Origin of the sequence: Streptomyces mirabilis, from assembly GCF_039503195.1 — a bacterium.
GTDB lineage: Bacteria > Actinomycetota > Actinomycetes > Streptomycetales > Streptomycetaceae > Streptomyces > Streptomyces mirabilis_D.
On record NZ_JBCJKP010000001.1, the window covers coordinates 10,557,561 to 10,582,425 of the forward strand.

General features: G+C 69.1%; 21 protein-coding genes and 5 pseudogenes. 12 read left to right on the forward strand and 14 right to left on the reverse strand.

Annotated elements, in window-relative coordinates; genetic code table 11:
• The first annotated feature begins 243 nt into the window (after nucleotides 1-243).
• The 3 genes from AAFF41_RS48185 (at nucleotide 244) to AAFF41_RS48195 (ending at nucleotide 3,798) form a co-directional block, all read left to right on the forward strand.
• A complete protein-coding gene (locus tag AAFF41_RS48185; protein WP_343326070.1) occupies nucleotides 244-1,785 on the forward strand; it encodes a 3-hydroxyacyl-CoA dehydrogenase in 1,542 nt (513 codons plus the stop codon).
• A 207-nt stretch (nucleotides 1,786-1,992) separates the two neighbouring features.
• Nucleotides 1,993-2,778 carry an electron transfer flavoprotein subunit beta/FixA family protein gene (locus AAFF41_RS48190; RefSeq protein WP_319752695.1) on the forward strand — a complete coding sequence of 262 codons (786 nt, stop codon included), beginning with the start codon at nucleotides 1,993-1,995 and terminating at the stop codon, nucleotides 2,776-2,778.
• Between the two features lie 57 nt (nucleotides 2,779-2,835).
• A complete protein-coding gene (locus tag AAFF41_RS48195) occupies nucleotides 2,836-3,798 on the forward strand; it encodes an electron transfer flavoprotein subunit alpha/FixB family protein (RefSeq protein ID WP_343326071.1) in 963 nt (320 codons plus the stop codon).
• 374 nt (nucleotides 3,799-4,172) lie between these two features.
• Here the strand turns inward: AAFF41_RS48195 and AAFF41_RS48200 are convergent, their stop codons facing one another.
• The gene (locus tag AAFF41_RS48200; RefSeq protein ID WP_319752693.1) at nucleotides 4,173-4,301 is read right to left on the reverse strand and encodes a hypothetical protein; all 129 of its coding nucleotides are present in this window, start codon (nucleotides 4,299-4,301) and stop codon (nucleotides 4,173-4,175) included.
• Here AAFF41_RS48200 and cas2e point away from each other — a divergent pair.
• A pseudogene (gene cas2e, locus AAFF41_RS48205) lies at nucleotides 4,291-4,611 on the forward strand (type I-E CRISPR-associated endoribonuclease Cas2e); the annotation flags it as partial. The gene AAFF41_RS48200 and the pseudogene cas2e sit on opposite strands and share 11 nt — an antisense overlap.
• 568 nt (nucleotides 4,612-5,179) lie before the next feature.
• On the opposite strand, the pseudogene AAFF41_RS48210 reads toward cas2e, so the two are convergent.
• A pseudogene (locus AAFF41_RS48210) lies at nucleotides 5,180-6,201 on the reverse strand (IS1380 family transposase); the annotation flags it as partial.
• A gap of 812 nt (nucleotides 6,202-7,013) precedes the next feature.
• Between AAFF41_RS48210 and AAFF41_RS48215 the strand changes: the two are divergent.
• Nucleotides 7,014-7,367, forward strand: coding sequence for a hypothetical protein (locus AAFF41_RS48215; protein WP_319752692.1), 354 nt, complete (start codon nucleotides 7,014-7,016; stop codon nucleotides 7,365-7,367).
• 17 nt (nucleotides 7,368-7,384) lie between these two features.
• Complete coding sequence (locus tag AAFF41_RS48220; protein ID WP_319752691.1) at nucleotides 7,385-7,909, forward strand: hypothetical protein; 525 nt, start codon at nucleotides 7,385-7,387, stop codon at nucleotides 7,907-7,909.
• Nucleotides 7,910-8,768: 859 nt separating this feature from the next.
• Here AAFF41_RS48220 and AAFF41_RS48225 read toward each other — a convergent pair.
• The 4 genes from AAFF41_RS48225 to AAFF41_RS48240 form a co-directional block, all read right to left on the reverse strand.
• The gene (locus AAFF41_RS48225) at nucleotides 8,769-10,292 is read right to left on the reverse strand and encodes an APC family permease (protein WP_319752690.1); all 1,524 of its coding nucleotides are present in this window, start codon (nucleotides 10,290-10,292) and stop codon (nucleotides 8,769-8,771) included.
• A 165-nt stretch (nucleotides 10,293-10,457) separates the two neighbouring features.
• Complete coding sequence (locus tag AAFF41_RS48230) at nucleotides 10,458-10,670, reverse strand: hypothetical protein (protein ID WP_343326072.1); 213 nt, start codon at nucleotides 10,668-10,670, stop codon at nucleotides 10,458-10,460.
• Between the two features lie 301 nt (nucleotides 10,671-10,971).
• On the reverse strand, nucleotides 10,972-11,805 hold the full coding sequence (locus tag AAFF41_RS48235; protein ID WP_319752741.1) for an SDR family oxidoreductase: 834 nt from the start codon (nucleotides 11,803-11,805) through the stop codon (nucleotides 10,972-10,974).
• Nucleotides 11,806-11,824: 19 nt separating this feature from the next.
• Nucleotides 11,825-11,947: a hypothetical protein gene (locus AAFF41_RS48240; RefSeq protein WP_319752747.1), complete on the reverse strand. Its 123-nt coding sequence runs from the start codon at nucleotides 11,945-11,947 to the stop codon at nucleotides 11,825-11,827.
• On the opposite strand from AAFF41_RS48240, the gene AAFF41_RS48245 reads away from it, so the two are divergent.
• Nucleotides 11,941-12,897, forward strand: coding sequence for a helix-turn-helix domain-containing protein (locus tag AAFF41_RS48245; RefSeq protein WP_319752688.1), 957 nt, complete (start codon nucleotides 11,941-11,943; stop codon nucleotides 12,895-12,897). The genes AAFF41_RS48240 and AAFF41_RS48245 overlap by 7 nt on opposite strands.
• Nucleotides 12,898-13,130: 233 nt before the next feature.
• Here AAFF41_RS48245 and AAFF41_RS48255 read toward each other — a convergent pair.
• Nucleotides 13,131-13,490 (reverse strand): annotated as a pseudogene (locus AAFF41_RS48255) (reverse transcriptase domain-containing protein); the annotation flags it as partial.
• 952 nt (nucleotides 13,491-14,442) lie between these two features.
• Here AAFF41_RS48255 and AAFF41_RS48260 point away from each other — a divergent pair.
• Nucleotides 14,443-14,850: pseudogene (locus AAFF41_RS48260) on the forward strand (transposase family protein); the annotation flags it as partial.
• Between the two features lie 39 nt (nucleotides 14,851-14,889).
• Nucleotides 14,890-15,135: a DUF2283 domain-containing protein gene (locus AAFF41_RS52010; RefSeq protein ID WP_078992781.1), complete on the forward strand. Its 246-nt coding sequence runs from the start codon at nucleotides 14,890-14,892 to the stop codon at nucleotides 15,133-15,135.
• A 69-nt stretch (nucleotides 15,136-15,204) separates the two neighbouring features.
• Here AAFF41_RS52010 and AAFF41_RS52015 read toward each other — a convergent pair.
• The 3 genes and pseudogenes from AAFF41_RS52015 to AAFF41_RS48280 form a co-directional block, all read right to left on the reverse strand.
• A pseudogene (locus AAFF41_RS52015) lies at nucleotides 15,205-15,726 on the reverse strand (SDR family NAD(P)-dependent oxidoreductase); the annotation flags it as partial.
• A 64-nt stretch (nucleotides 15,727-15,790) separates the two neighbouring features.
• A complete protein-coding gene (locus tag AAFF41_RS48275; protein ID WP_319752739.1) occupies nucleotides 15,791-16,936 on the reverse strand; it encodes an RNA polymerase sigma factor in 1,146 nt (381 codons plus the stop codon).
• Nucleotides 16,937-16,944: 8 nt separating this feature from the next.
• Nucleotides 16,945-17,352 (reverse strand): YciI family protein, encoded by a 408-nt coding sequence (locus tag AAFF41_RS48280; RefSeq protein ID WP_319752685.1) that lies wholly within the window; start codon nucleotides 17,350-17,352, stop codon nucleotides 16,945-16,947.
• Nucleotides 17,353-17,845: 493 nt separating this feature from the next.
• On the opposite strand from AAFF41_RS48280, the gene AAFF41_RS48285 reads away from it, so the two are divergent.
• Nucleotides 17,846-18,454: a type 1 glutamine amidotransferase family protein gene (locus AAFF41_RS48285; protein WP_319752684.1), complete on the forward strand. Its 609-nt coding sequence runs from the start codon at nucleotides 17,846-17,848 to the stop codon at nucleotides 18,452-18,454.
• Between the two features lie 430 nt (nucleotides 18,455-18,884).
• On the opposite strand, the gene AAFF41_RS48290 is transcribed toward AAFF41_RS48285, so the two are convergent.
• The 4 genes from AAFF41_RS48290 to AAFF41_RS48300 form a co-directional block, all read right to left on the reverse strand.
• On the reverse strand, nucleotides 18,885-20,090 hold the full coding sequence (locus tag AAFF41_RS48290) for a cytochrome P450 (RefSeq protein WP_319752683.1): 1,206 nt from the start codon (nucleotides 20,088-20,090) through the stop codon (nucleotides 18,885-18,887).
• Entirely contained in the window at nucleotides 20,090-20,299 is a 210-nt protein-coding gene (locus tag AAFF41_RS52020; RefSeq protein ID WP_351520483.1) for a DUF1259 domain-containing protein, read from the reverse strand. The genes AAFF41_RS48290 and AAFF41_RS52020 overlap by 1 nt, the downstream gene beginning before the upstream one ends.
• A gap of 7 nt (nucleotides 20,300-20,306) precedes the next feature.
• Nucleotides 20,307-20,660, reverse strand: a complete 354-nt coding sequence (locus tag AAFF41_RS52025) for a DUF1259 domain-containing protein (protein ID WP_425526215.1) — start codon at nucleotides 20,658-20,660, stop codon at nucleotides 20,307-20,309.
• Between the two features lie 925 nt (nucleotides 20,661-21,585).
• The gene (locus tag AAFF41_RS48300; protein ID WP_060896908.1) at nucleotides 21,586-21,861 is read right to left on the reverse strand and encodes a helix-turn-helix domain-containing protein; all 276 of its coding nucleotides are present in this window, start codon (nucleotides 21,859-21,861) and stop codon (nucleotides 21,586-21,588) included.
• A 62-nt stretch (nucleotides 21,862-21,923) separates the two neighbouring features.
• On the opposite strand from AAFF41_RS48300, the gene map reads away from it, so the two are divergent.
• Entirely contained in the window at nucleotides 21,924-22,691 is a 768-nt protein-coding gene (gene map, locus AAFF41_RS48305; protein WP_319752682.1) for a type I methionyl aminopeptidase, read from the forward strand.
• A gap of 664 nt (nucleotides 22,692-23,355) precedes the next feature.
• The gene (locus AAFF41_RS48310) at nucleotides 23,356-24,456 is read left to right on the forward strand and encodes a serine hydrolase domain-containing protein (protein WP_319752738.1); all 1,101 of its coding nucleotides are present in this window, start codon (nucleotides 23,356-23,358) and stop codon (nucleotides 24,454-24,456) included.
• The last annotated feature ends 409 nt before the right edge of the window (nucleotides 24,457-24,865 follow it).

Sequence of the window (24,865 nt, forward strand, 5' to 3'; positions counted from 1 at the left end):
GTCTCCCAGAGCGGAGCGGTCAGGCCGACGGCGGTCCGGAGGGGTGCGCCGGCGGTGGGTGGTCACCGCGCCCGGGCCACGATGCGTCGGGTGTCACCGCGGCCCGGGCGCGGGAGGCAGGGAGGGCGGGCGTTTCCACCGGCGGCTGCGGACCGCAACGACCGGGTCAGCAGGACGGATCCGGCTCCCGCACCACTGGAGCGGGCGCGGAAATCCGAGAACCGAGAGGGAGGCGAGATCCACATGCGAATCAGGATTGTCGGCGCCGGTGCCATGGGCCGCGGTATCGCCCAGTGGGCGGCGGTCGCCGGCCACACCGTCGAAGTCGCCGATGTACGGCAGGAGGCCGTGGGCGAGGCCATCGGGTTCGTCCGGCGCATGCTCGAACGCGCCGCGCAGAAGCAGCGGATGACCGATGAGGCCGCCGGAGCCGCTGCGGCGCGGCTGCTCCCGGTGGACTCGCCGGCCGCGCCGGGCGACGACGTGGAGCTCGTCATCGAGGCGGTCCGCGAGGACCTGGCCACCAAGACGGAGCTGTTCCGGCAGCTGGAGGACGTCCTGCCCGCGGGTGCGATCTTCGCGACCAACACGTCCTCGCTGCCCGTGACGCAGATCGCGTCGGGACTCCTCGATCCGTCCCGCCTCTGCGGCCTGCACTTCTTCAATCCCGTGCCGCTGATGAAGACCGTCGAGGTCATTCCGGGCGCGCTGACCCGCCCCGAGATCCCCCAGACCCTCGGCGAACTGGTCCGGGGTACCGGACACGCCGCGGTAGTCGCGTCGGACACCCCCGGCTTCCTGATCAACCACGTCGGCCGCGGCCTGATCACCGAGGCGTTCGCGCTGCTGGAGGAGTCCGTCTGCGACACGACGGGCATCGACCGCATCGTCCGCGACGTCCTCGGACTGCGCATGGGCCCCTTCGAGCTGATGGACCTGACCGGCCTGGACGTGACCGCCGCGGTGACCGACTCCATCTGGCAGGGCTTCCGGCACTCCGACCGGCTGCGCCCCTCCTACCTCGCTCCCAACCGGGTAGCGGCGGGCCTGCACGGCCGCAAGACCGGGCGCGGCTTCTACGCGTACGGGCCCGGCATCCCGGCCCCCGCCGACCTGCCGGAACAACCGGTCACCGGCGATGCCGACCGGCCGGTGTGGGTCGCCGGCGAGAGCCGGGACAGCGACACACTGCGCACGGTGCTCAGCGAGTCGGGGGCGGCCCTCGAAATGGCATCCGCGCCCTCGGCGCAGGCTCTCGTGCTGTCCCCGGTCTGGGGAACGACCGTCGCCTGCGCGATCGCCGAGGACGGTCTGCCGGCCGAGCGCACGCTGGGCGTCGACCCGCTGTCCCTCACCGCCCGTCGCCGGGTGCTGTCCATGACCCCGGCGTCCGACGAGACCGCGGTGCGCGACGCGCGCGCGGTGCTGGCGCGGGCCGCCGGCGGTGCCGCGGCCGTCCCGGTGTCCGTCGTGCGCGACACGGCGGGCTCGGTCGCCCAGCGGGTGCTGGCGTCGATCATCTCGGTGGCGGCCTCCGTCGCGGAGCGCTCCATCGCGGCCCCCGGCGACATCGACATCGCGGTCACGGCGGGACTCGGCTATCCCGTCGGCCCGTTGGCCTGGGGCGACCGCATTGGGGCCCAGCGCCTGCTCGCCCTCCAGGAAGGGCTCCACCGCAGCACCGGTGACCCGCGGTACCGGCCGACCCGCTGGGTCACCGAGCGCGCGCATCTCGGCCTGCCGCTCACCGAACCGGGCGCCGTCCCGCCGATCGCCGGCGCCTGAGGCAAGCGCCCCCCGCACCGCACTCGGGAACGGATCGCTGTGGCCCGCGCGGCCGAGCCTCCTCCGACGGGCCCGACGCCGGCCACCGAACGCCGAAAGCCACCCACGGCCAGAGCCCTGCCGGACCGGACGGCGGAGTACGGCCCGCGCCCCCCCGGCACGACGAACGAATCGCACGACAACGCGCAAGCAGAAGGAAGAACAGTCATGCCCCTGAGGATCGCCGTGTGTGTGAAGTACGTGCCCGACGCGACCGGCGGCAGGCACTTCGCCGACGACTCGACGGTCGACCGTGAAGACGTCGACGGTCTTCTCTCGGAGCTCGACGAGTACGCGGTCGAGCAGGCCCTCCAGATCGCCGACGAGTCGGACGACGCGGAGATCACCGTACTGACGGTGGGGCCCGAGGACGCCAAGGAGGCGCTGCGCAAGGCGCTTTCCATGGGCGCCGACCGCGCCGTCCACGTGGAGGACGACGACCTGCACGGCACGGACGCGCTGGGCACCTCGCTCGTGCTCGCCAAGGCCCTCGAACACATCGGCTACGACCTCGTCGTCTGCGGCATGGCCTCCACCGACGGCGCCATGGGGGTCCTGCCCGCACTGCTGGCGGAGCGCCTGGACGTCCCCCAGGCCACCCTGCTGTCCGAGGTCTCGGTGGCCGACGGTCAGGTCACGGGCCGCCGGGACAGCGACGCGGCGTCCGAGCGGCTTCAGGCGTCCCTGCCGGCGGTCGTGTCCGTGACCGACCAGTCCGGTGAGGCCCGCTACCCGTCGTTCAAGGGCATCATGGCGGCCAAGAAGAAGCCGGTGGAGTCCCTCGACCTGTCGGATCTCGGCATCGACTCCGACGAGGTGGGCCTCAAGGGCGCCTGGACCGCGGTCGAGGCGGTGGCCGAGCGCCAGGCCCGCACCGCAGGCACGATCGTCAATGACGAGGGCGACGGCGGCAAGCAGCTCGCGGAGTTCCTGGCGGCCCAGAAGTACATCTGAGTCCAGCCGACGCCCACCCGCCCACGTCCTTCTTCTTCCTTCGCAGGAGACACGTCCATGACTGACATCCTCGTCTACGTCGACCACGTCGACGGAGCCGTGCGCAAACCCACCCTCGAACTGCTCACGCTGGCCCGCCGCTTGGGCGAGCCGGTCGCCGTGTATCTCGGCGCCGGCGCGCAGGCCGCCGCCAGGATCCTGGGCGACAACGGCGCGGTCAAGGTCCTCGCGCACGACGCCCCCGAGTACACCGACTACCTGGTGGCCCCCAAGGTCGACGCGCTGCAGGCCGCCTGCGCCGCCGTGTCCCCGGCCGCGGTCCTCCTGCCCTCCTCGGCCGAGGCCAAGGAGATCGCCGCCCGCCTGGCGCTGCGCGTCGGCGCCGGCCTGGTCACCGACGCCGTCGACGTCGAGGCCGGCCCCGAGGGCCCGGTCACCACGCAGTCGGCGTTCGCCGCCGCCTTCACCACCCGCTCGCGCGTGACCCGGGACATCGCGGTCATCACCGTCAAGCCCAACTCGGCCCCGGTGGAGGCCGCCCCGGCCGCCGGCACGATCGAGGAGCTGGCGGTGGTTTTCTCGGACCAGGCGACCGGCACCAGGATCACCTCGCGGACCCGGCGCGAATCGACGGGACGCCCGGAGCTGACGGAGGCGGAGACCGTCGTCGCCGGCGGCCGCGGTGTCAACGGAGCGGAGAACTTCCGGATCATCGAGGCCCTGGCCGACTCGCTCGGCGCGGCGGTGGGCGCGTCCCGCGCGGCCGTCGACTCCGGGTGGTACCCGCACGCGCACCAGATCGGCCAGACGGGCAAGAGCGTGTCACCGCAGCTGTACGTCGCGGCGGGTATCTCGGGCGCGATCCAGCACCGGGCCGGCATGCAGACCTCGAAGACGATCGTGGCGATCAACAAGGACGCCGAGGCACCGATCTTCGACCTGGCCGACTACGGCGTGGTCGGCGACCTGTTCGAGGTCGTGCCCCGTCTCACGGAGGAGATCCGGGCCCGCAAGGCCTGATCGCGTCGAAACCCGTGCACCGCGAGTGTGTGGACGACACCGAGGGGGAGCCTCTCCCGTTCGCCACATTCCCCTGAACCCCCGAAGGCACTGACGGCGACACCGCACATCGATGTCAGTGCCTTCGGGCTGCCCGGAAGCGCACAGGACGCTCGGAGTGGAGAAGTCGTCGAAGCCGGTGAACATCGCCGCATTGCCGCACTCACCCCGAGACAGGTCGGATGTCGTCATACAAATTCCGTCCCGAGTCCAGGACTTGGAGACATGGTTCCGTACATTCATCGGATGTCTGAGCCTTCGCTCGTCCTGTGGGAGATCGACTATGCGCACCATTGTCGCCGCATGCCTTGCTGCCGCCGTGGCCTGTCTGGGTTTCACCGGCGGCCCGCGATGGCCTTGTCGAGGGTCTCGGCGTAGGAGAACTGGATGGACAGCCGCAGCCCGCAACTCGCCGCACGGGCAGCGAACGACGTGGGCACCTGATCCTGCGGCGGCTTCCTCACCCGCCGGCTCCTGGAAATCTCCGCAGGCGTGTTCGTGGGCAACCCGTCAGCCCGCATCCGCGACGCGCTCTGGCACGAGGTCCAGCAATACGCCGGCCAAGGACGCGCCCTGCTCGCCCACACCACCAACAACGAACAGGGTTTCACCTGCCGCACCTACGATCACGCATGGCACCCCGTCGACCACGACGGCGTCACCCTCATCCACCGCCCTGACATGAAACCCCCACCTCCGCAGGAGCCCCAACCCGCCGCGGCTCCTCCCGGATGGAGCAAGGCGGCCAAACGCCGACGCTTCGGAAGAGCCTAAAAGGCATTGGGGTGATTTGGGCTGATTGTCGGATTCAGGAAAAGTGCTCTGAAATCCGTCACCTCGGAGTCAAACACCCAGGTCAAACAGTCTGCTCCCCACGCCAACGGGGATGATCCCGGCTCGACGAACTGGCCGACCGTGCAGTACCGCTGCTCCCCGCGCCAGCGGGGATGATCCCCAGGCGTCGACCTGCTCGGCGCGGTATCCGGCCTGCTCCCCGCGCCCGCGGGGATGTTCTCGATCAGAAGGACGCCCCGGCCAAGGTTGCAAACTGCTCCCCGCGCCTTCTTCTCCTTCTGAACGACCCCGATCGGGACATCCCCGATGCCATGGGACAACTCATCAGGGATGTCCTCACACGAGACCCACCGCGCAGCTCGGCGCGCCGCAACCCCCAATAAGACGACGGCTGGGCGGTAGCGGCCACCGATCCCAGCCGCCCGAACACCGGCTCCCACAACTCGAACGACGGCGCAGGAACATCTGCCGAGACGGGACCTGAACACTGTGAGGTACAGGAGCCGGCTCGACGTGTCCCATTTCCAGCGCCAGGGCTGCCCCAGCCGGGCCGGCTGGTGGTGTTGGTGGCGAAGCACGTGATCCGCATGCCGTCGGCGTCTGTGATCCTCAACTGGGCACTGGGGTGCGGCCGTTCCTTTCGAACGACCGTCGCATGCCCCTCGGCCAGCCGTCGAGCATGCCGCCGGTGAGTTCGGCGACCCAGGCCCCGTCGCGGATCTCTCCATCGGGCTCGACGGCCAGCGTCCATGCCGCGGGCGGCACCTTGAGTACGGCCTGGTGGATTGCGTCGGTGATGGTCATGCCGACCGAGTACGACAGCCACCGGCCGCGTTTCGCGAGCCAGGCCACGAACTCGTGGGTGCCGCCCGCGGAGTCGGTGCGGATCAGCGTCCGGCGCCCGCGCCGATAGGACTTGGGCAGCTGGGTCAGGGCCAGTGGGGTGGCGGTGATGTGATCGGCGGCGGTGTTGCTGCCTGCGTTCCCGGGCCTGAGCAGAGCGGCCATCGGCTCGCCGGACCCGCCCTTCCCGTGGTCGACGAAGCCCATCAGTGGGTGGTGGCCAAAGGTCTTCTTCCAGGTCGCAGCCGTGTCTTCCTTGTCGGAGTGCGAGATCACCAGGACGCCGTCCAGGTCCACGGTCACAGACCCGGTCGCATCCGGCGCGGTCTGCCGGGCCAACTTCCATACGTGCTGACGCACTTGGGACCGCGCGCTACGGATCGCGTTCAAGGCGCGGTGGCCGCCCGCGGCGAGCGTGTCGATCAGCCGAGAGACCGTCGGGTCCGAGGCCACCGGCCCGAACACGGCCGGCTCGGCCCGTAGCATGCCGACATCGGCCAGGCAGTCGCCGCCGAGGGCGACCGCGAGCGCCAAATCCAGCAGGATCTTGCCGGGATCATGCACCGCCCGCGGCTAGCGCCAGGGCGCCAGAGCCCCCGATATCGCAGTATCCAGGCCCGTCTTGCGGACCGTTTCCACCAGCAGCACGGCCCCGGCCTGCGAGACCACTCCACGACCGCTGCCCTCAACGCGGACACGCGGGTACGACCCGATACGCTTCTTCACCTGAGAAGTGCTTCTTTCCACGGCACGATCTGGACCCTCGACAAGTCCTATCGTTCCAGGTCAGGAGCACTTCTCGCGTTTCTGATCAAGCCTCGGACAGGCCACCTCGTGAAAGCACGAGGTTAGCGCTGGGGTGCGTACTGGTCTTCGCGAGTCTCGGCGGCTGGTGGTGGGAGCGGACCAAGGCCAAAGAGCGGGCAAGTCCCGATCAGGGCAGTCGCTTCTCCGCGGCCTGGCTTCCCTTGCTCATGGGCATGGAGCTGATCGGCGCCAAGGTGCCCCACCTGTTGCACGCTCCACACCCTGTCGTCATGGTCGTGGACGCTCTCAACCTTGCGCTGATAGTCACGGTGGCGGTCCTGGCCTTCCGGATGCTTCGGGGGCGTGGTCTCCGCACTCTCGGATAACAGCAGCGGTCTGTGGGCCGCACTACTCTCGCGCCGGAACAGACGGGGACTCACGCGGAACCGGGGTCCGCAGGTGGTGAGTTCGACAGGGCCTGCCAGGCAGCCCCTCGCCATCATCCGGTTCGGCTTCGACCGCACCCGCTCGATCTTCGAGTGCACGGCCCACAACCTGGCCGCACGCGGATCCGGCCCCGAAGGCGAAACAGAGCGCAAAGAATCTTCCCGGGAAGCATAAAGGAAATCACCCACCATGGGGTGCATCTCTAGCCACACATCCCCAAACCGGACTCAGGCCGGAGCGCGGCGATCAATTTGCGATGGACCGCGCACATACCGACCTCCCAGAATGCACAGCGGCGCGGACCCACGGGGGACTCCTGTGCCCCGGGAAGGATCCCGACGTCCATGTCCGTCTTTCGCTTACTCGTGCCTGCCTCCAGACGTCCCGCGTCAAGGCCGATCGTCGCCGGCACTGTCGTGGCCGCCGCCCTGGCTGCCGGGTCACTGTCGACCACGGCGCCGGCCCACGCGGCGTCTGACACGCCCGCTCAAGTACCCCGTACTACATCGAACAGCACTGGCTCCCAGTCCGCGGCCCAACTGAGCTGTGCGATCAACGACACCAGCGGCTGCCTGAACAACACCGCCACCAGCACCTTCACCACCACGACGAGCCCTGCCGACGCCGACGGCTCCGGCAACAGCTTCAACGCCGACGACCTGACGCGGACAGCGGGCTGGCAGGGCGGAAAACCGTAACCATCGACGGCGCCACCATGACGCTGCCGAAGTTCGGCACCGGCACCTACGACAACATGCCGGCCTCCGGGCAGACCGTCACCCTGCCGGGCAGCAGCGTGGTCAACACCGGCGACGCCGTGGTCTTCCTCGCGTTCGCCACAGGCGCAGCAGCCAAGGACGCCACCGGCACCATCACCTACGCCAAGAACAACTGCCTGAACCCCAACCGCGACCCCACCGACCAGGACTACCGCCTGGACACCGTGCCGGACTGGCTCTCCGGCCCGTCCTCCGCAGCCTCGATCTCCCTGGTCCACGAGAACCACAGCAACAACACCCAGACCAGCCCGAGCTCCGGCCCGAAGGCCTACGCCATCAGCGTCCCGCTGGCCTGCCCCGGTTCGGTCATCAGCAGCATCTCCCTTCCCCAGTTCACCAACGGTGTCCAGGCGGGCCAACCCGCCCTGCACATCATCGGGCTGGGCGTACGGCCGATGACCGTCACCGGCAGCGGATCCAGCGCCCAGCACTGGGTCGGCACCTGGGCCTCGGGTCAGTGACCACGCCAACCGCACCAGTGACACAGCCGCAGCCCACTACACGCAGACCACGTACGCTGGTCTGCCGTACCTCTCCGGCATCGACGTCACCACCTCCACCTCAAACCCCACCGGCTCGCTGGTCCTCTACGGAGACCAGAGCGTCAACGGGGACACCGCAAGCGACGATGGCCAGCATCACTTGAGACGCGTACTACGCCGACCTCGCCGGCCGATACGTCAACGACACCGACTCCGGCACACTCATCTACCCGCCCGACTGACCCCGCTACCGGACCCAGGCCCCGCCGCTCCCAACGGGTGCAGCGGCGCCTGGGCCGTTCGTGTCGACCGACGCCGACAGCGGCGCCTTCACTGCCCAGAAGCCGCCTGCACAGTGCACTTACACAAGCGCCCGTCAGAAGGCCGAAGCTGTACAGCACGGAAGTACAGCAACCTCAGTGACCAAGGCTGCACCCCAACAGCCGTCCACGGCTGATTGAGCAGCTCGGGAACCATCAATGACCTACCCGCCGAGAGTTCGGGACGAAGAGGTCGTGCCAGACGCGTGCCAGATCGTATGGGGAACTGCGGGGAACACCGGGGAACCAGGAGACCAGCCACCAGAGGTCGACGCCCCTTCCGCCCCAGGTCAGTCCCTCAACAAGCCCCAGATCACCTCAGCTTCCCGAACTGCGCCTCGATCGGCTCGGAGAACGGCAGGCCCATAGCTCGAGTACCGCGACGAACTCGGCCGCCAGACCCGCCCCGTTTCCGCTCATTTCTTGTGTTCCCACGGGTGCGGGCCGGGCAGGGTTGCCATCAGGTCGCGGTTCACCACGGGGAGCGCGGCCTCAGACTTCGGCCAGTGGTCAGGTGCTCACCCCTGGGTCACTCCTGTGGCGGTCGTCTTCTTGGTCTTGGCGCGGGTCGGTGCGCCGAGTGCCCAGAAGATCACGCCCGTGACAATGAAGACGGCCAGCGGCACCGCCTCCGTCAGCAGATAGGTCCAGCGCTCGCTGTAGTTCCAGCCGTCCGGTCGGAAGTCCGAGCTGAACCAGTCGAAGGGCGCGCCCGGGACCAGCAGTTGCACCGACGCGAACAGGATCAGCAGCGTCAGCACGATCGTGATCGGCCAGGCAGCGGGAGCCCGGTAGGCACGCTCCACCTGTGGGTACTTGCGGCGGAGCACCGGCAGCGCCGGGAAGATGCCGAGGTAGCTGATGAGGGTCGTGGAGACGGCGAGCCCGAGCACGGCGCCGAAGAGCTTGCCCGCGTTACCGCCGGTGAGCTGGTGGGCGAGGATCAGTACGCCGGTGGAGAGCACTCCGCTGAGCAGGTTGACCCGGACCGGCGTGCCGAACCGCTCGGAGATCACACCCAGGCCGCGCGGCGCGGCGCCGTCGTACCCGGAGACCGCCAGCGCACGGTCCGATCCCATGATCCAGGTGACGCCGGAGGAGAGCACAGTCAGGATGAACAGCACTGCGGCCAGATCGCCCAGCACGGTCCCGGCTCCGCTGAGGGTGACCGTGCCGTCGGAGGCGACGTGGCCGCCGTAGACGGTGAAAACCTGGCGGATGGCGTCGAGGAAGCCGCCGAGACCGGTGATGGCCTTGACCGGGAGGACCAGCAGGATGCCGAGAATCGGCAGGCCGTACAGCAGCACGCCGAGCCCGGCGGCGCGGAAGATGCCGTACGGGACGTCCTTCTGCGCGTCGGTCATCTCGTCGCCCGCGGTGTTGGGCAATTCGAAGCCGACGTAGTTGAACATCAGGACCGGGACCAGACCGACGAATCCGGCATACGTTGGGGAGAAGTCGCCGAAGCCGAAACCGTGCAGGCCGTGCTTGAAGGCGTAGATGACCACGGTGAGCGTGAACAGGCCGAGCAGCACGAAGCGGGACCACGCCCCGGCGGTGGGGATCCACTTGCCGACATCGAAGGAGAGGATCGCCGCGAGCACGCCCACCCAGATGAAGAGCAGGGTGAAGACGTAGAAGGCGGGGGTGCTCAGATCCTTGCCGTCATTGAAGAAGGTGGTGAACGCGGCGACCGCCGAGACGGAGAGAGTGCCGCCGAGCCAGACCGGATTGGTCACCCAGTAGAGGAAGTTGTTGACCGCTCCGGCCAGCCGTCCGAAGGCCCGGCTGGTCCAGATGTACGGACCGCCCTCCTCGGCGAAGGCCGTGCCCAGTTCCGCCGTGAGCAGCGCTGACGGGACGAAAAAGATGACGGCCAGCACGATCAGCCAGGTGAACGCCTCCGCTCCGGAAGCGGCCACCGTACCGATGGTGTCGAGGCCGACGAGGGTGCAGACGAGGAAGAACAGGATGTCGAAGCGGCCGAAGTGTTTGCGGAGTTTGTTCCGCTCGGACTCCGCTGCGAGAGTGGTGGTATCCACCTCGATTTTGGACAGACCAGCGGACACCCGGGCCTCCTGCTGATAAGCGTCGTTATGTTCGGCACATGGTGTGTCGGTGATCCGACGGGCGACAAGGGTTGAATCCCATTCTTGACCAAATCCCAAGTTCGGCACACCGCTGGAAACACCGTCGAAATGTACTCGCTACGTTGCGGGGAAAGTCGGTGACAGTGTGAAGCGACCGCCCGAATCGTTCCGATGACGGCCGAGTGTGAACCCGGCCACTGCCGACTCCACGCGGATGCCGTGCTGGCGGAATTTCGCGGGGATCTCGGTGCACAGCGCCTCGACCAGGGCGAAGTCGACAGCCGGATCGGGCGCGGGGTTTTGGGCTTTTAGGGCGGAATTGGCGGGCATCCGCATTTCGACATTTCGACCTATTCTTGCTGGCGGCCCCGGAGCGCGGCGTCATCGGCTCGTCCGTCGACACCGGTTCGGTGACGCCGAAGCGGCGGTGTGCTGCGAATGTCGTCACCGTTGTGTGCGAACACCGGCCAGGAGGCGACGCCTCCGTCGCCGCTGCGGCGACGGAGGCGTGTCGACGTCCTGATCAACAACGCCGGTGTGCACGGTCCGCACGGCGATCCCAGTGAACCGGCCTGACCGGTCCGCACGGCCGAGACCAGCGAGGCGTCGGCGGCACCAACCGCGTCCCCGTTCAGGCGGTGGTGTCGTCGTATGCCAGGTTGCCGCCCAGTTCGCGCGAGGCCTGGGCCTGGGCGAGGAGTTCCCTGGCCTTGGCCTCGACGCCTTCCATGGCGTCCGCGCCGGCGACGAAACGCAGCAGCGGCTTGTCCTGGTCGGCGATGGCGAGCGGGGCGCGGGCGAGCTTGGCGGGGTCGCCGGTCTGTCGCCCGTTCATGTTCTTCCAGGCCGCGACGGTGGCGGTGGTGCGCTCGGCGTAGTCGTCGATGGTCGGCTCGGGCCAGGTGGTGGAGGCGTCCACGAGCAGCTCGGTGCGGAAGAAGCCGGGCTCCACGACCGTGGTGCGGATGCCGTAGGGCTCCACGTCGTAGCGCAGCGACTCCATCCAGCCCTCCACGCCGAACTTGGAGGCGGCATACGCGACGCAGAACTCCTGGCCGATCAGACCGGCGGAGGAGGAGAGCGTGATGATGTGGCCGGCGCGCTGCTTCCGCAGAACGGGCAGGACAGCGCGGGTGACGTTCATCGGACCGAAGAGGTTGGTCTCGATCTGCCGGCGCATCTGCGCGGGCGTGATCTCCTCGAAGTAACCGGCGAAGAAATTGCCGGCGTTGTTGACCAGGACGTCTATGCGGCCGAAGCGGTCGACGGCGGCCTGGGCGGCGGCTTCGGCGTCCTCCAGGCTGGTGACGTCCAGCTTGGTGACCAGCAGGTTGTCCTGCGATCCGCCCAAGCTCTTCTCGACTTCTTCGGGGCGGCGGCCGGTGGCGACGACCTGGTGGCCGGCGGCGAGGACTTCGCGGACGATGTGCGTGCCCAGCCCGCGTCCGGCGCCGGTGACGAGAATGACCCCGGGTCGGACGGGCTCAGGCTTGGTCGGTGGGCGTGATCCACAGTTCGCCGATGGTGCGGGGCCGGGTGACCATGTAGGCGACACCGTCGGAGAGGGACCCCCAGCCGTGCGGAAGCGCTCGTGGAGCCCATGGCATGCAGAAACGTCCCTTACGACACCGACCGCGAAATCCATGGCGATTTCCGCGCGGAGATCCGGGAATTCCTGGGCACGCGACGGGTCAGGGTCACCCCGGAGCAGGTCGGACTGCCCGTGTACGGAAACCGCCGACGAGTGACCGGGCTGCGCCGCGAGGAGGTCGCCCTCCTCGCGGGCATCTCGAGCGAGTACTACGCCCGCCTGGAGCACGGCAACGCCACGGGCGTCTCCGAGAGTGTCATCGACGGCATCGCGCGAGTGCTGCGGCTCGACGAGGCTGAGCGAACCCACCTGCTGGACCTCCTGCGCGGCGCCAACACGACCCGTCCGCCGCGCCGCCGCCCAGCCCAGCAGCGCGTCCGCCCCACGGTGCAGCGTGTCCTCGACTCCATGCTCGGCACGCCCGCGTTCGTACTCAGCGGACGCCTGGACATCCTGGCCGCCAACCTTCTCGGGCGCGCGCTGTTCTCGCCGGTCTACGCAGACCCGGTGCGGCCGCCCGACAACGCCAGGTTCGTCTTCCTCGACCCCGGCGCGACCGAGTTCTTCCGCGACTGGGACAAGGTCGCAGGCGACACGGTCGCCATGCTGCGCGCCGAGGTGGGCCGCGAGCCCTACGACCGGCGACTGTCGGACCTCATCGGGGAGCTGTCCACCCGCAGTGAGGAGTTCCGTCGTCGCTGGGCCGCCCACAACGTCCGGATCCACACCTCGGGCGTGAAGCTCCTTCATCACCCGGTCGTCGGGGACCTCGACCTGCCCTTCGCGGCCTTCTCACTGGGGACCGACGCCGGCCAGAGCCTTCTCACGTACACCGCCGAGCCCGGGTCACCCTCGCGAGAGGCCCTGAACCTGTTGGCCAGCCGGGCCGCGGCCGACGACGACATCGAGCGGTCCGCGCCGACCAACGACTCCGAGCCGACCGAGTCGGCGGAGACGCCTGATTGATCGACGGGCCGGGCGTGTCGGTCCGCGGGCGCCGTCAACGCCTTCGGCCGCTCGCGCAGCCTGGATCCCCTCCGACGTCGGGCTGCCCGGCGGCGGCACCCGCCACGTGAAGGGCCCGCGCCGGGAAGAGGTCGCCGTGCCGGCGGGCGTGAGCGCCGACTACTACATCCGCCTGGAACAGGGCCGTCGAGCGCGGACAGGGCGATGTTCGCCAGCAGCGGGGAGAGGATGCCGCCCTGCGGAGTGCCGGTGAAGGTCTCCTCGCGGCCGCCGCCCTCAGTGAGGACGCCAGCCTTGAGAAACGCCTTGACCAGCCGCAGCACGCGCTTGTCCTTGACTCTCGCGCGCACCCGGTCCATTAGGGCCGTGTGGTCGATGGAGTCGAAGCACGCCTCGATATCCGCATCCAGCACCCAGCGATAGCCGCTGGTGCCATAGCGGTGGATCTCAGCGATCGCGTCGTGCGCGCGCCGCATGGGCCGGAAACCGTAGGAGACCGGCAGGAAGTCGGCCTCGAAGATTGGCTCCAGCACCAGCTTGAGGGCTGCCTGGACCACCCGGTCGGAGACGGTCGGGATGCCGAGCTTGCGCACCTTCCCGCTTCCCCGGGCTTGGGGATCTTGCGTTCGCGTACCGGCAACGGGCGGAACTCACCCGTCTTCAGTACGCGTTGCAGGTCCTCCAGGTAGCCCGGGAGACCGAGTTCCCGCTCGACGTTGACGACCGTGAGGCCGTCGACACCCGGGGTCCGGGCTCCCTTGTTGCCCGCGACCCGTTCGAACGCCACGAGCAGCGTCGCCGGGTCGCATACGAGGTTGAACAAATCGTCGAACCTGCGGCCATGGTCAGCCACCGCCCAACGGTGAAGCTTGGTCTGCATCCCCGATACCCGCTGATGAGACCCCAACGGGGCCTCGGGAGCACCACTGTTCAGCGGTGCGTCTTTCGGCATTGCAGCCTCCTTCCCTCCTCGAAACCGCTGCCGCCCTTCCCCATGTGCCGGGCTCTCCCCGGCTCGGAGTACTACGGCGGCTCCGCCCCGTCCCGGTCTGATCGGCCGACGATGGACCCAGCCCTCCGCCCGAGCTGGACACGCGGCAGGAGGGCGGAACCGGGACGGTTCCCGTGTTCGCTCGCTGTTCGATCGTCGGAGTAGGAGCCCGGCTATGCCCCCGCGGCCTCGCCACGGCTACCCCGCAGCACTTCACCGTGGCCTCCCCTCGCGACCGAAATAGACCACCCGGGAAGTTCCCCGCCAGCCGAATATCCAGCAGGGACGCACCGCATCCAGCCCTCATCCACCAGGTTCGAGCTGGCGTGCCTTAAGGAGGCGTAGACGCCGGTTCCTCGCGTACTCCTCTCCGTCTCGCTTGCCGGACCCGCACCATCTGGCAGTACTGGCACGTCCCGGCTTTGTCGGGGCTGCTTCCCGCCCTCCCCGGCACCTCCCGGTTCAGGCTGCCCCCAGCTTCAACCGCCCTGCTGCGACAGGACGGTGGTGGCGTCCTTTCACCGCCACTCGAACAACGAGCGCCTCACGGCGCACACTCCGGGAAGCACAAGAAGCACGGCATGAACGTGCAGGTCATCACCGACCCCTTCGGCCGCCTGCTCTGGGTTTCGCCAGCACTACCGGGAGCGGTCCACGACATAAAGGCCGCCCGCACCCACGGCATCCCCGCCGCTTTGACCCAAACCGGCGTCCGCTGCTGGGCGGACAAGGCGTACCAAGGAGCCGGCGGCACCATCCGCGTCCCCTACCGCGGTCGCTGGGACAAACTCTCCGCAGGCCAGCGAGCCGTGAACACCTCCCACGCCAAGATCCGAGCCCTCGGCGAACAGGCCATGGCCACCCTCAAGACCTGGCGGCTCCTGCGCAAACTCCGTTGCAGTACGACCCGCATCACCACGATCGTCAAGGCCATCCTCGCCCTGCAACTCGCAGCGCACTGACGAGACCGGGATCAACAACACAGAAGGGACCCCAGCATCGTGCCTGACGTCAAAGTCACCTACGACAAGACCGCGAACGCGGCGTACATATACTTCACCGACCCGCAGGTCAGCGTGAGATCAGCACATACCTATCCCTGCGATCCGATCGACGTCGACGGCATGATCAACCTCGACTTCGACGAGCAGGGCCGTCTTATCGGCATCGAGGTCCTGGCCGCTACGTCGAAGCTCCCCGAGTACGTGCTCCAAGCCGCCGAGCGGCTCGATCCCGAGGGAAGTTGAGCCCGGGAGCAGCCCGGCGAGTGCTGTCTTGAAAGCCACCGGATCAGGCTGGAAAAGGCTCAGTGCCGCCTCTGCGAAGACATGGGCGCCGGCCGGGTCGGTGACGTCCAGTCCGGCGTACCCGGCGCTGTGCCCGGCCGCACTCAGTTCCTTGGTCAGCAGTGCGAGGCAATCGGCGCGCCGGGCCCCGAGGACGACGTGGCGGCCGGCCGCGGCCAGGTGGCGGGCCGTCGCCTCGCCGACGCCGCTGGACGCCCCTGTCACGAGGACGATCTTGCGGTCGGACGGGATGGACGTCGTGGTCACAGGACTCTCCGGAGTGGCCGAAGCCCGGTATCGGCGCCCCCGACAACACGACCCTCTGGTACTGGCGTCGATTTCGCACGGACGGCGTTGACCCACCCCCGAGTTCGTGCGCGGCACCCGCCCGGCAACGGTGGGTGGGGACGGTGGCGACGAGCCGGAGTGGGTCGGGTGTGTGTCGGCGCCCTCGGACACTCCGGCAGCCTCAACCTTGGCTTCCCCACCGGCAACGCGTCGTGCAGCTGGTCTCGACCGCCTACTCACGTGGAGGCGCCCTCTCTGGCTCACATGGAGGCGCCCGCTCTGGCCACGGGGCCGCGCCGAGTGCCGCGGGCAAATCCGAAAGCGACCGTCAACGACCCCCGCGGGCGTTGAGCCGGGCGGCCTGGCGCGTCAGGTGGTCGCGTTCGGCGAGGTTGGGGGCCTTTTGGGCCGCCTCGGTGTACAGCTGTGCCGCCGCGGTCAGGTCGCCGTCCCGCTCGTGGAGGTAGGCCGCCACCGCGGTGTGGCGGGGCAGCGTGTCGTCCACTGCCGCGAGCGCGGCCAGGCCGGCGCGCGGTCCGTCGGCCTCGCCGACGGCCACCGCGCGGTTCAGTCGGACGACCGGGCTGTCGGTCAGGCGTGCGAGCTCGTCGTACCACTCGACGATCTGCACCCAGTCAGTCTCCTCGGCGGTGCGCGCGTCGGCGTGGAGCGCCGCGATGGCGGCCTGGGCCTGGAACTCGCCCAGCCGGTCGCGGGCGAGGGCCGCCTGCAGGATCTCGACGCCCTCGGCGATCGACTCGGTGTCCCAGCGGCCGCGGTCCTGCTCGGCGAGCGGCACCAGGCTGCCGTCGGACGCGGTCCGGGCGGCGCGCCGGGCGTGGTGGAGCAGCATGAGGGCGAGCAGCCCAGCCACCTCTGGGTGGTCGATCGCGGCTGCGAGCTGCCGGGTGAGCCGGATGGCCTCGGCGACGAGGTCGACGTCGCCGGAGTAGCCCTCGTTGAAGACCAAGTAGAGGACGCGCAGCACGGTGGCGACATCGCCGGGCTGGTCGAACCGCACGCCGGAGACAGTGCGCTTGGCCCGACTGATGCGCTGCGCCATGGTCGCCTCGGGCACAAGGTAGGCCTGGGCGATCTGGCGGGTGGTCAGCCCGCCGACCGCTCGCAGGGTGAGCGCCACCGCGGACGACGGCGTCAGCGACGGGTGGGCGCACAGGAAGTAGAGCTGGAGCGTGTCGTCGACCGCGGGCGCGGGCCCGGGCGCCGGCTCCTCGTCGACGCGGTCCTCGCGCCGGCGGCGGGCGGCGTCCGCCCGGGTCGCGTCGAGAAACCGGCGCCAGGCCACGGTGACCAGCCAGCCCTTCGGGTCCCGCGGCGGGTCGGCCGACCAGACGCGGAGCGCCTCGACCAGCGCGTCCTGCACGGCGTCCTCGGCCGCCGCGAAGTCGGCTCCGCGGCGGACGAGGATCCCGAGCACGCTCGGCGTGAGGCTCCGGAGGAGGACCTCGTTCACGTCGGCGATCATTCCGTGATGGTGGGTTTCACGCCCAGGAACGGACGCAGCTCCAGCCACTCGTGGATCGGCTTCCCGCCCGCCCCAGGGGCGGCCGACAGTTCCCCGGCCAGCTCGACGGCGCGCTCGTAGCTGTCGACGTCGATCACCATCCAGCCGGCGATGAGGTCCTTGGTCTCGGCGAACGGGCCGTCGGTGACCGGCGGGCGCCCCTCGCCGTCGTACCGGACCCACGTCCCCTCGGGCGCGAGCGCCTGACCGTCGACGAACTCGCCGGTCTTCCCGAGCCGGGCCGCGAAGTCGTTCATGTACTGCACGTGGGCCGAGATCTCCTCCGGCGCCCACTGGTCCATGGGCACGTCGTTGACCGCAGCCGGAGCGCCGCGGTAGTGCTTGAGCAGCAAGTACTTGGCCATCGTGTTTCTCCTCGATGCTGGTCCGACCCATTGTGGTCGCGTTCATTACAGGGACGGAGCCGGCCACGGGTTCTCGACATCGCCGTCCGAATTCTTTTTTGGCTCTTGTAATCGTCGACTTCTGGAAAGACGCCGACGTGAGAGAGCCCGCGCGGGCGCTGGCGCGGTCCAGCGACCTGGACGATGGGCTCCTTCTCCTCCGCGAGCTGGAAGTGCCGTCGCAGTTGATGCAGCGAGATCGCCGATGGACAGTCGCGTGCGCGCCCACCGACGAGGGTGAGCACGATCGTGCTCTCGCTGAACTGAACTGAGTCTGGAGAGCCTCGGGACGTCGGCGGGCCGGCCGGTCAGCGGGACAAGCAAGTACGGTGCTCAGGCTCGGAGCTCGAAGCGCAGAGCAGTGGTAGGCATACCACCAGTCGAGGATTGGCCCGTGCTCCGGAACTGCGAGCCAGGGAAACTGGAGATCTGTTGCCGGCTTTAAGGAGTTGTGATGCAGGTAGCCGTGGTCACCTTCGACGGGTTCAACGAGCTCGACAGCTTCATCGCTTCCGCGCTGATCAACCGGTGCCGTAAGGACGGCTTGGAAGCCTTCATCACGACGCCGACGCCGGTGGTCACGTCGATGAACGGCGTCGAGGTGACCGGGCAGCGCTCGATGGAGTTTCTGACCGAAGCCGACGTCGTGCTGATCGGCAGCGGAGTGAGGACGCGTGACGTGGTCGCCGACGACCGGCTGATCTCCAGGCTGCCGCTCGACCCTTCGCGACAGCTGATCGGTTCACAGTGCTCCGGCGCGCTGGTCCTTGCGCGGCTCGGTCTGCTGGGTGGCATGCCGGCTTGCACGGACATGACGAGCCGGCCCTTTGTCGAGGCCTGCGACGTCACCGTGCTGGACGCGCCGTTCCACGCCGAGGGGAACATCGCTACAGCGGGAGGCTGTCTCGCGTCCCAGTATCTCGCCACGTGGGTGATCACCCGGACGCTCGGGGAGGACGCCGCGCGCGACGTCATCGGGTACGTGGCTCCGGTCGGCGAAAACCAGGAGACCGTCGCGCGCGCCATGCGCGCCGTCCACGCGGGAGAGGTCGTACTGGGCTGATGCCCCGCAAGCAGTCCTGCGGGGCCGCCTGCGGTCATGGCGACGACTCCTGAACGCATTGAGGGCGTGGCGTTGACCGGTCGTTGATCGTCACACACACGGACTGATCCTCGTTACGGGTCCTCTGAACAGGAAGCCATCGCGCATCGTAGGCCCCCGCACGCTCCGCGAGTTCCCGTACCGGGCGACCCACTCGGACAGGGGCACTTTGAACGAGCGTCAGCGGCCGCCCGCCCTCCTCGCCCAACGACTCGTCCACCCACCGTTGGGCCCGGCGCCGGGGCTCGTACGAGGGGTGGACGAGGATGCTGCTGCGACTACGGTGCGTGCCTGCCGGTCACGCCGTACACCGTGCCCCCACCTGAAGGGCTCGCATCGACCGAGCGAGCCGATGCACTAGCCCATCAGGTCCGGCGCGATTGCGGCGTTCCTACCAAGCCACCGGCAGCTCCAGCGGAAAGCGCCGGATCGTCTCCGTGTCCCACCGCACTTCCTCCGGCGGCACCGCAAGCCGCAGCCCGGGGAAGCGCTTCAAGAGGCGCCCGATCGCCACTTCCATCTCCGCCATGGCCAAGGGCACCGCGATGCATCGGTGTCCGCCCCAGCCGAATGTCATGTGCGGCTGGTAGGGCCGGTCAGGGTCGAGGACGTGCGCGTCCGGGTAGCGCTTCGGGTCCCGGTTGGCCGTCAGGTACGACACGTGGACGAATTCGCCCGCCCGGATTTGTACGCCGTCCAGTTCCACGTCCTCAAGGGCCACCCGGGGGATACCGACCCCCTTGCGGAACGGGATGTGGCGGAGCATCTCCTGCAGGACGTCAGTCAGGGACTCCGGCCGACGCCTGAGGTGTTCCATCAGCTCGGGACGCGTCAGGAGCAAGTAGGCGATGTCGCTGATCTGGCACGTCGCCGTGTCCTGGCCACTGAGTGTCAGCGTCAGTGCCATGACCGCCAGTTCCCTGTCGTCAAGCTGATCCTCGCCGTCTCGCGCTGCGGCCATCGCGCTGATGAGGTCCTTGCCGGGTGAGCTCCGGCGCTGCTCGACGAGTTTGGCGAAGTAGTCCGTCAGATCGGCCTTGGCACTCGCCGCGGCCTCCTTGTTGCCCGCGCCGACGACGAGCAACTGGCGCACGGACTCCTGCATCTGGGGCCAGTCCTCCTGTTCGACGCCGAGGAGGTCCAGGATGGTGTGCTGGGGAAGCGGGTCGGAGAGGTACTGAACCAGGTCCGCCGGCGAGCCGTCCTCCTCCATCTTGTCCAGCAGGACGTCCGCGAGCCAGATGATCCGGCTCCGCATTCCGTCGACCTGCTGCTGGGTGAAGGCCTGCGAGGCCAGCTGGCGGACTCGGCTGCTGTGCGGCGGGTCCATCACGTTGATCGATTCGGGCGAGACGATGGGCTCCGGGGTCAGCCGGGGGTAGTCGTGGCCGATGATGGCGGCCCGGCTGAGCCGGTGATCGGTGGTCACCTGCTTGACGGCATCGAATCCGGTGATCAGCCAGGCGTCCGCATCACCGTAGGGAAGCCGGATGCGAGTGGGGGAATCGCGGTCCATCAGGTCCGCGAGTTCAGGGTCGAACTCCAGGGCTTCGCTGAAGTCGAACGGGCAGATGTTTGTCTCGTTGTCCGCGGTCATCAGGCGGCTCCTCCGGGCATGCGTACGACGTTGGCGGTGTCCACGGCCCGGCGAATGGCCTTGGCGAGGCTGACGGCATCGCCGACAGCCCAGTAGTGGACGAAGAACAGGTGTGGATCGTCGGTGAGGTTCTGGCGGCGCGCCTCGACGAGATTGACGCCACCGCGCGGCAGGGCCACGAGGACGGGTTGGGCTTCCCTGGCGATCACTACCAGGTCACCGCTGAGGGCGGCCTTTCCGCCGCCGAGCGGCTGGAAGCTGACGGAGGTGGTGGCGACCGGTCTCGAGGGCCGGATCGCAGGGCCGTCGGCGACGGTCTCGCGGCGGGCATCGGAAAATCTGCAGTTCGCGCTCGGTGACCACGGCGGCGCCCAGCAAAAGCGTGCTGTGGTCCGAGTGACGGACGTAGGACGCGCGCGTGCCCCGAACGAGCGCGCGGTTGATCCGGATGCCGCGAGAGAAGGCCGTGAGGTCCCGGCGCGGCAAGCCCGAGTGGTACGTGAACCGCCTCAGATCACCGGTCGGGCCGAGAACGTTGCCCACGCCCGCCCGGTCCGCCGGCTCGGTCATTACCGGCTCGGCCGGGGAGCGGTCGTCCGGTCCGGCGGACAGGGCGCGGGCCCTGGCAGGCACACCGGTGAGTACGGGCGCAGGGGCGGCCGTGGCCGGCACACGGCGCCGGGACGGGGGAGCCGAGCGTGGGTGTCCTGCTGTCGCTTGTCAGCCATGTCGTATGCCTCCTGGCGCGATGGAAGCACAGTCGACCTCGTGGAACGCTGATCGGCACAGCCACATCCCGCCAGGTGGGCTAACTGGCTGCCGCCAATGGCCCGCGCCGGCACGGCAGCTCCCCGCGCGAGCCATCGAGGCCGTCCCGACCAGCGTCTGCCGGAGAGGCCGCGGCGGCGGAATGACGCGGCGCCGAGTGGTGTGGAGATGCGGACCGCGCGGCTCCGCCCAGGATCGTGGCGGAAGGCGTCTGTCCGCCCGCGTCCAGGCTGTCCGTGCCGCCCGCAGGTGTCAGCCAGCCCCATCCGGCACAGTGGTCGCTGTGTCGCCCCGTCGAGGCGTGGACCGGGCGCCGCTGAGCCACGCTGAAGACCGCACTCCGAGTGCTGCCCGCCACGACTTCTACGACGAGGTCGCCCCGGGCGCGTGTTCAGGTGTCGTCGGCCTTCTTCGGCGACACGCGTCACCCATATGGCCTACGCGTGCGGGCCTGTCGCTGCCGCGCTGCGCCGCTTCAGCGGGAAGCGGCGCAGCCGGGCCGTCCAACCCGCCCCAGCCGTACAGGTCCGCCGCCTGGCGAAGGCGCTCCAGGCCGTCCGACTGGAAGATGCCGTCCGCGCTCCGGAGTCCCGGATGGCCGACCGGGGAACGGGTGACCGTCAGCAGGTTCTGGTCGGCGCTCGAAGTCCTTCGGGGATCGACGGACGTGTCCGAATCGTGCTGCGTGAGGAACATCCGATCCTCCGCCGGATGGCGCGCCTGTCGGTCACGCCGACATGGCCTGCTCGCCGCCTTCGGCGCCTTCCGCGCAGGCGGCGGCCAGGTCGTCCAGGGACAGGTGCAGGGCGTGGGCCAGGGCTGCCACGGTGAAGAAGGCCGGGGTCGGGGCCCGGCCGGTCTCGATCTTGCGGAGCGTTTCGGCGGACACCCCGGCGGCTGCTGCCACGTCGACCATGCTGCGGTCACCGCGGGCCCGGCGGAGCAGGATCCCGAAGCGCTCTCCGCGTTGCCGCTCTTGCGGACTCAAAGGAACTCTCACCATACCCGTGATACTAATACCGGTATAAGTATTGGGCGGCATCGCATGGCAGGGAGTCACGGCACATGGTGGAGATCAAGACCGACACGGCACTGGAGGCGATGCGAGAAGCCGGACGCGTCGTGGCCCATGCACTCGCGGCCGCCCGCGCGGCGGCAGCTGTGCGAGTCCGCCTGCGCGAGCTCGACGTAGCCGCCCGCGCCGTTCTCACCGAGGCCGGAGCACGTTCTCCGTTCCTGGGCTACCAGCCCTCCTTCGCCCCGACCCCCTTCCCCGCCGTGATCTGCGCCTCCGTCAACGACGCCGTCTCGCACGGCATCCCCGGCGACTACCGCCTTCGCGACGGCGACCTGGTCAGCATCGACTGCGGAGCCGAACTCGACGGCTGGACCGGCGACGCCGCGATCAGCTTCACCGTCGGTACCCCTCGCCCCGCCGACCTCGAACTCATCGCCGCCACCCAACAGGCCCTGGACGCCGGCATCGCCGCCGCCACCGTCGGCCACCGGATCGGCGACATCTCCCACGCCATCAGCACCGTCGCCCGCAAGGCCCGCTGCGGCATGCCGGCCGACTTCGGCGGCCACGGCATCGGCCGCCAGATGCACGAAGACCCCCACGTTCCCAACCACGGACGACCCGGCCGCGGCTTCCCCCTGCGCCACGGCCTCGCCCTCGCCATCGAACCCATGCTCATGGCCGGAGGACGCAACGACTACCACACCGACCCCGACGGATGGACCCTGCGCACCAGCGACGGCAGCCGAGCCGCACACATCGAACACACCATCGCCATCACCGAGGACGGCCCCCGTATCCTCACCCTGCCCTGACCTCGAATCCGCTCCCAGCCGGCCGCCAGACACCTCGGCGATGCTCGGGCATGCTCGGCCCGCACCGACCGCCGATCACGGCTCCTACCGGCGCCGGCGGCCTGCCCGCCCTCGCCGACCGCAAGCGGTCCGGTCGGCCGGCCTCGTTCACCGCGTTGCAGGTCGCCGAAGTCAAGGCGCTGGCCCGCCAGTCACCCGCCAAGACCAGCGCCCCGCAGTCGCGCTGGTCCTGCCCGGAACTGGTCCGGAGGCGGTCGACCGGACCAGCTCCGGGTCGAACTCCCCTTCCACCTTGGAGCGCTGACTCAAGCAGGACGCGCTCAAGCCCTGGCAGTACCAGTCCTGGATCTTCGTACGCGACCGGCCTTCCGGCCCAAGGCCGCGCGGGTGCTGGACCCGTACACCCGTCCTTTCGTCGGCACCGCGCTGGGCGAGGACAGGTACGTGATCTCCGCGCGTGCAGGGCGTCCCCCGCCAACCACGCGGCGGGGGCTAGCCCTACCCAGAGGTGGGCGGGTACCACGATCGTCCCGCGCGGTCGCCTCCGAGATGCTGGGGCCATAAGCCGGTGGTTACCCAATGCTTCCATGGGAGTTGGCTCGTGCGTGAGCAGGCATGGCAGAGGTTTCGTTCGTCCGGGCGGCGGAGCGGTCGGCGCAGAGCCTTGCCGGCCGCGGTCGCGGTGGCCGTCGGCGTCATGACGATGGGCGCCCTGGCCCCGCCCGCGGCGTCTGCCGCCGCCAGGCCGCACACCGTTCAAAGGGGCATGGACGCGTTGGTGCACACCGACGGCGTGCCCGCCGTGCTGGCGAGCGTCAAGGACCGTGACGGCCGCGCCCGGAGCTACACCGCAGGGGTCGGTGACCTGGCCACCGGAGCGAAGGTGCCGCGGGACGGTCAGGTGCGCATCGGCAGCAACACCAAGACGTTCACGGCAGTGGTCGTGCTGCAACTGGTCGGTGAAGGCAAGATCGGCCTCGACGCCCCGGTCGACACCTATCTGCGCCGTCTCGTCCGCGGGGACGGGATCGACGGACGTCACATCACCGTCCGCGAACTGCTCCAGCACACCAGCGGACTTCCCAACTACAGCAAGTACCTCAGCGACGACATCCGCTACTACGACCCCCGCGAACTTCTCGACCTCGCTCTCCAGCACAAGGCCGACTTCGCCCCCGGCACGAACTGGGCCTACAGCAACACGAACTACCTGGTGGCCGGCCTGATCGTGCAGAAGGTCACCGGCCGTCCCCTCGCCGAGGAGATCGATCAGCGCGTCATCAAACGCATCGGATTGCGCCACACTTACTTTCCCGTCCCAGGAGAGGAGACGATCCGGGAGCGCCATCCCAGGGGTTACTACCAGGATTCGGCAGGCGCGCCTCTGGTCGACGCCACGGAATGGGACCCTTCCTGGGCCTGGGCTGCGGGCCAGATGGTGTCCACCAACTCCGACCTGAACCGGTTCTTCACCGCGCTGTTGGCCGGCCGCCTTCTCCCGAGGGCTCAGCTCGACCAGATGCGCACCACCGTCCCCGCCAGTTACCCTTTCCCCGCCGGTGCCCGCTACGGGCTGGGATTCGTGAGCACGCCGCTGTCGTGCGGCGAGGTGTACTGGGGCCACGGCGGCAGCATGACGGGATACGAGACCCGAGGCGGCGTCACCGAGGACGGGCGCGCGGCCAACGTCGCCGTGACCATGCAGCCGAGCCAGGCAGTCAAGGAGCACATGGACGGTGTCGTAGACACGGCCCTCTGCCGGTGAAGCGCGCCACTTGGAGATCATCCCAATCGGTGGCCCCGTTGCCCTGTGTGTTGATGGTCGATCGTCTGGTCGTCCCGGACGGGCTCTGGAGACTGGTAATACTTGACTGTTCCTCGGCCACCAAGATCCAGGCTGCATGCACTCGGTGGTGCGGCCGCGGACCGTGCGCTCCCCTTCGTGGCAGCGGCTACGGCGGCGAACCACTGCCCATCGTTAACGCACTGGGTTGGCCACGCGCCGAGGGGCCACGGCCTGCGGATCTACGGCAGGGACCACTCTGGGGGAGCTGGTCCGAAGCGCCCCAGCTGAACGGATCCTCCGAACTCATCCGCCTGAGCGTCGCCGAGGTCCGACGATGCCGATATCCAGCCCGTATCAGCCACTACGAACGACGCGGGCACAGCCCGCC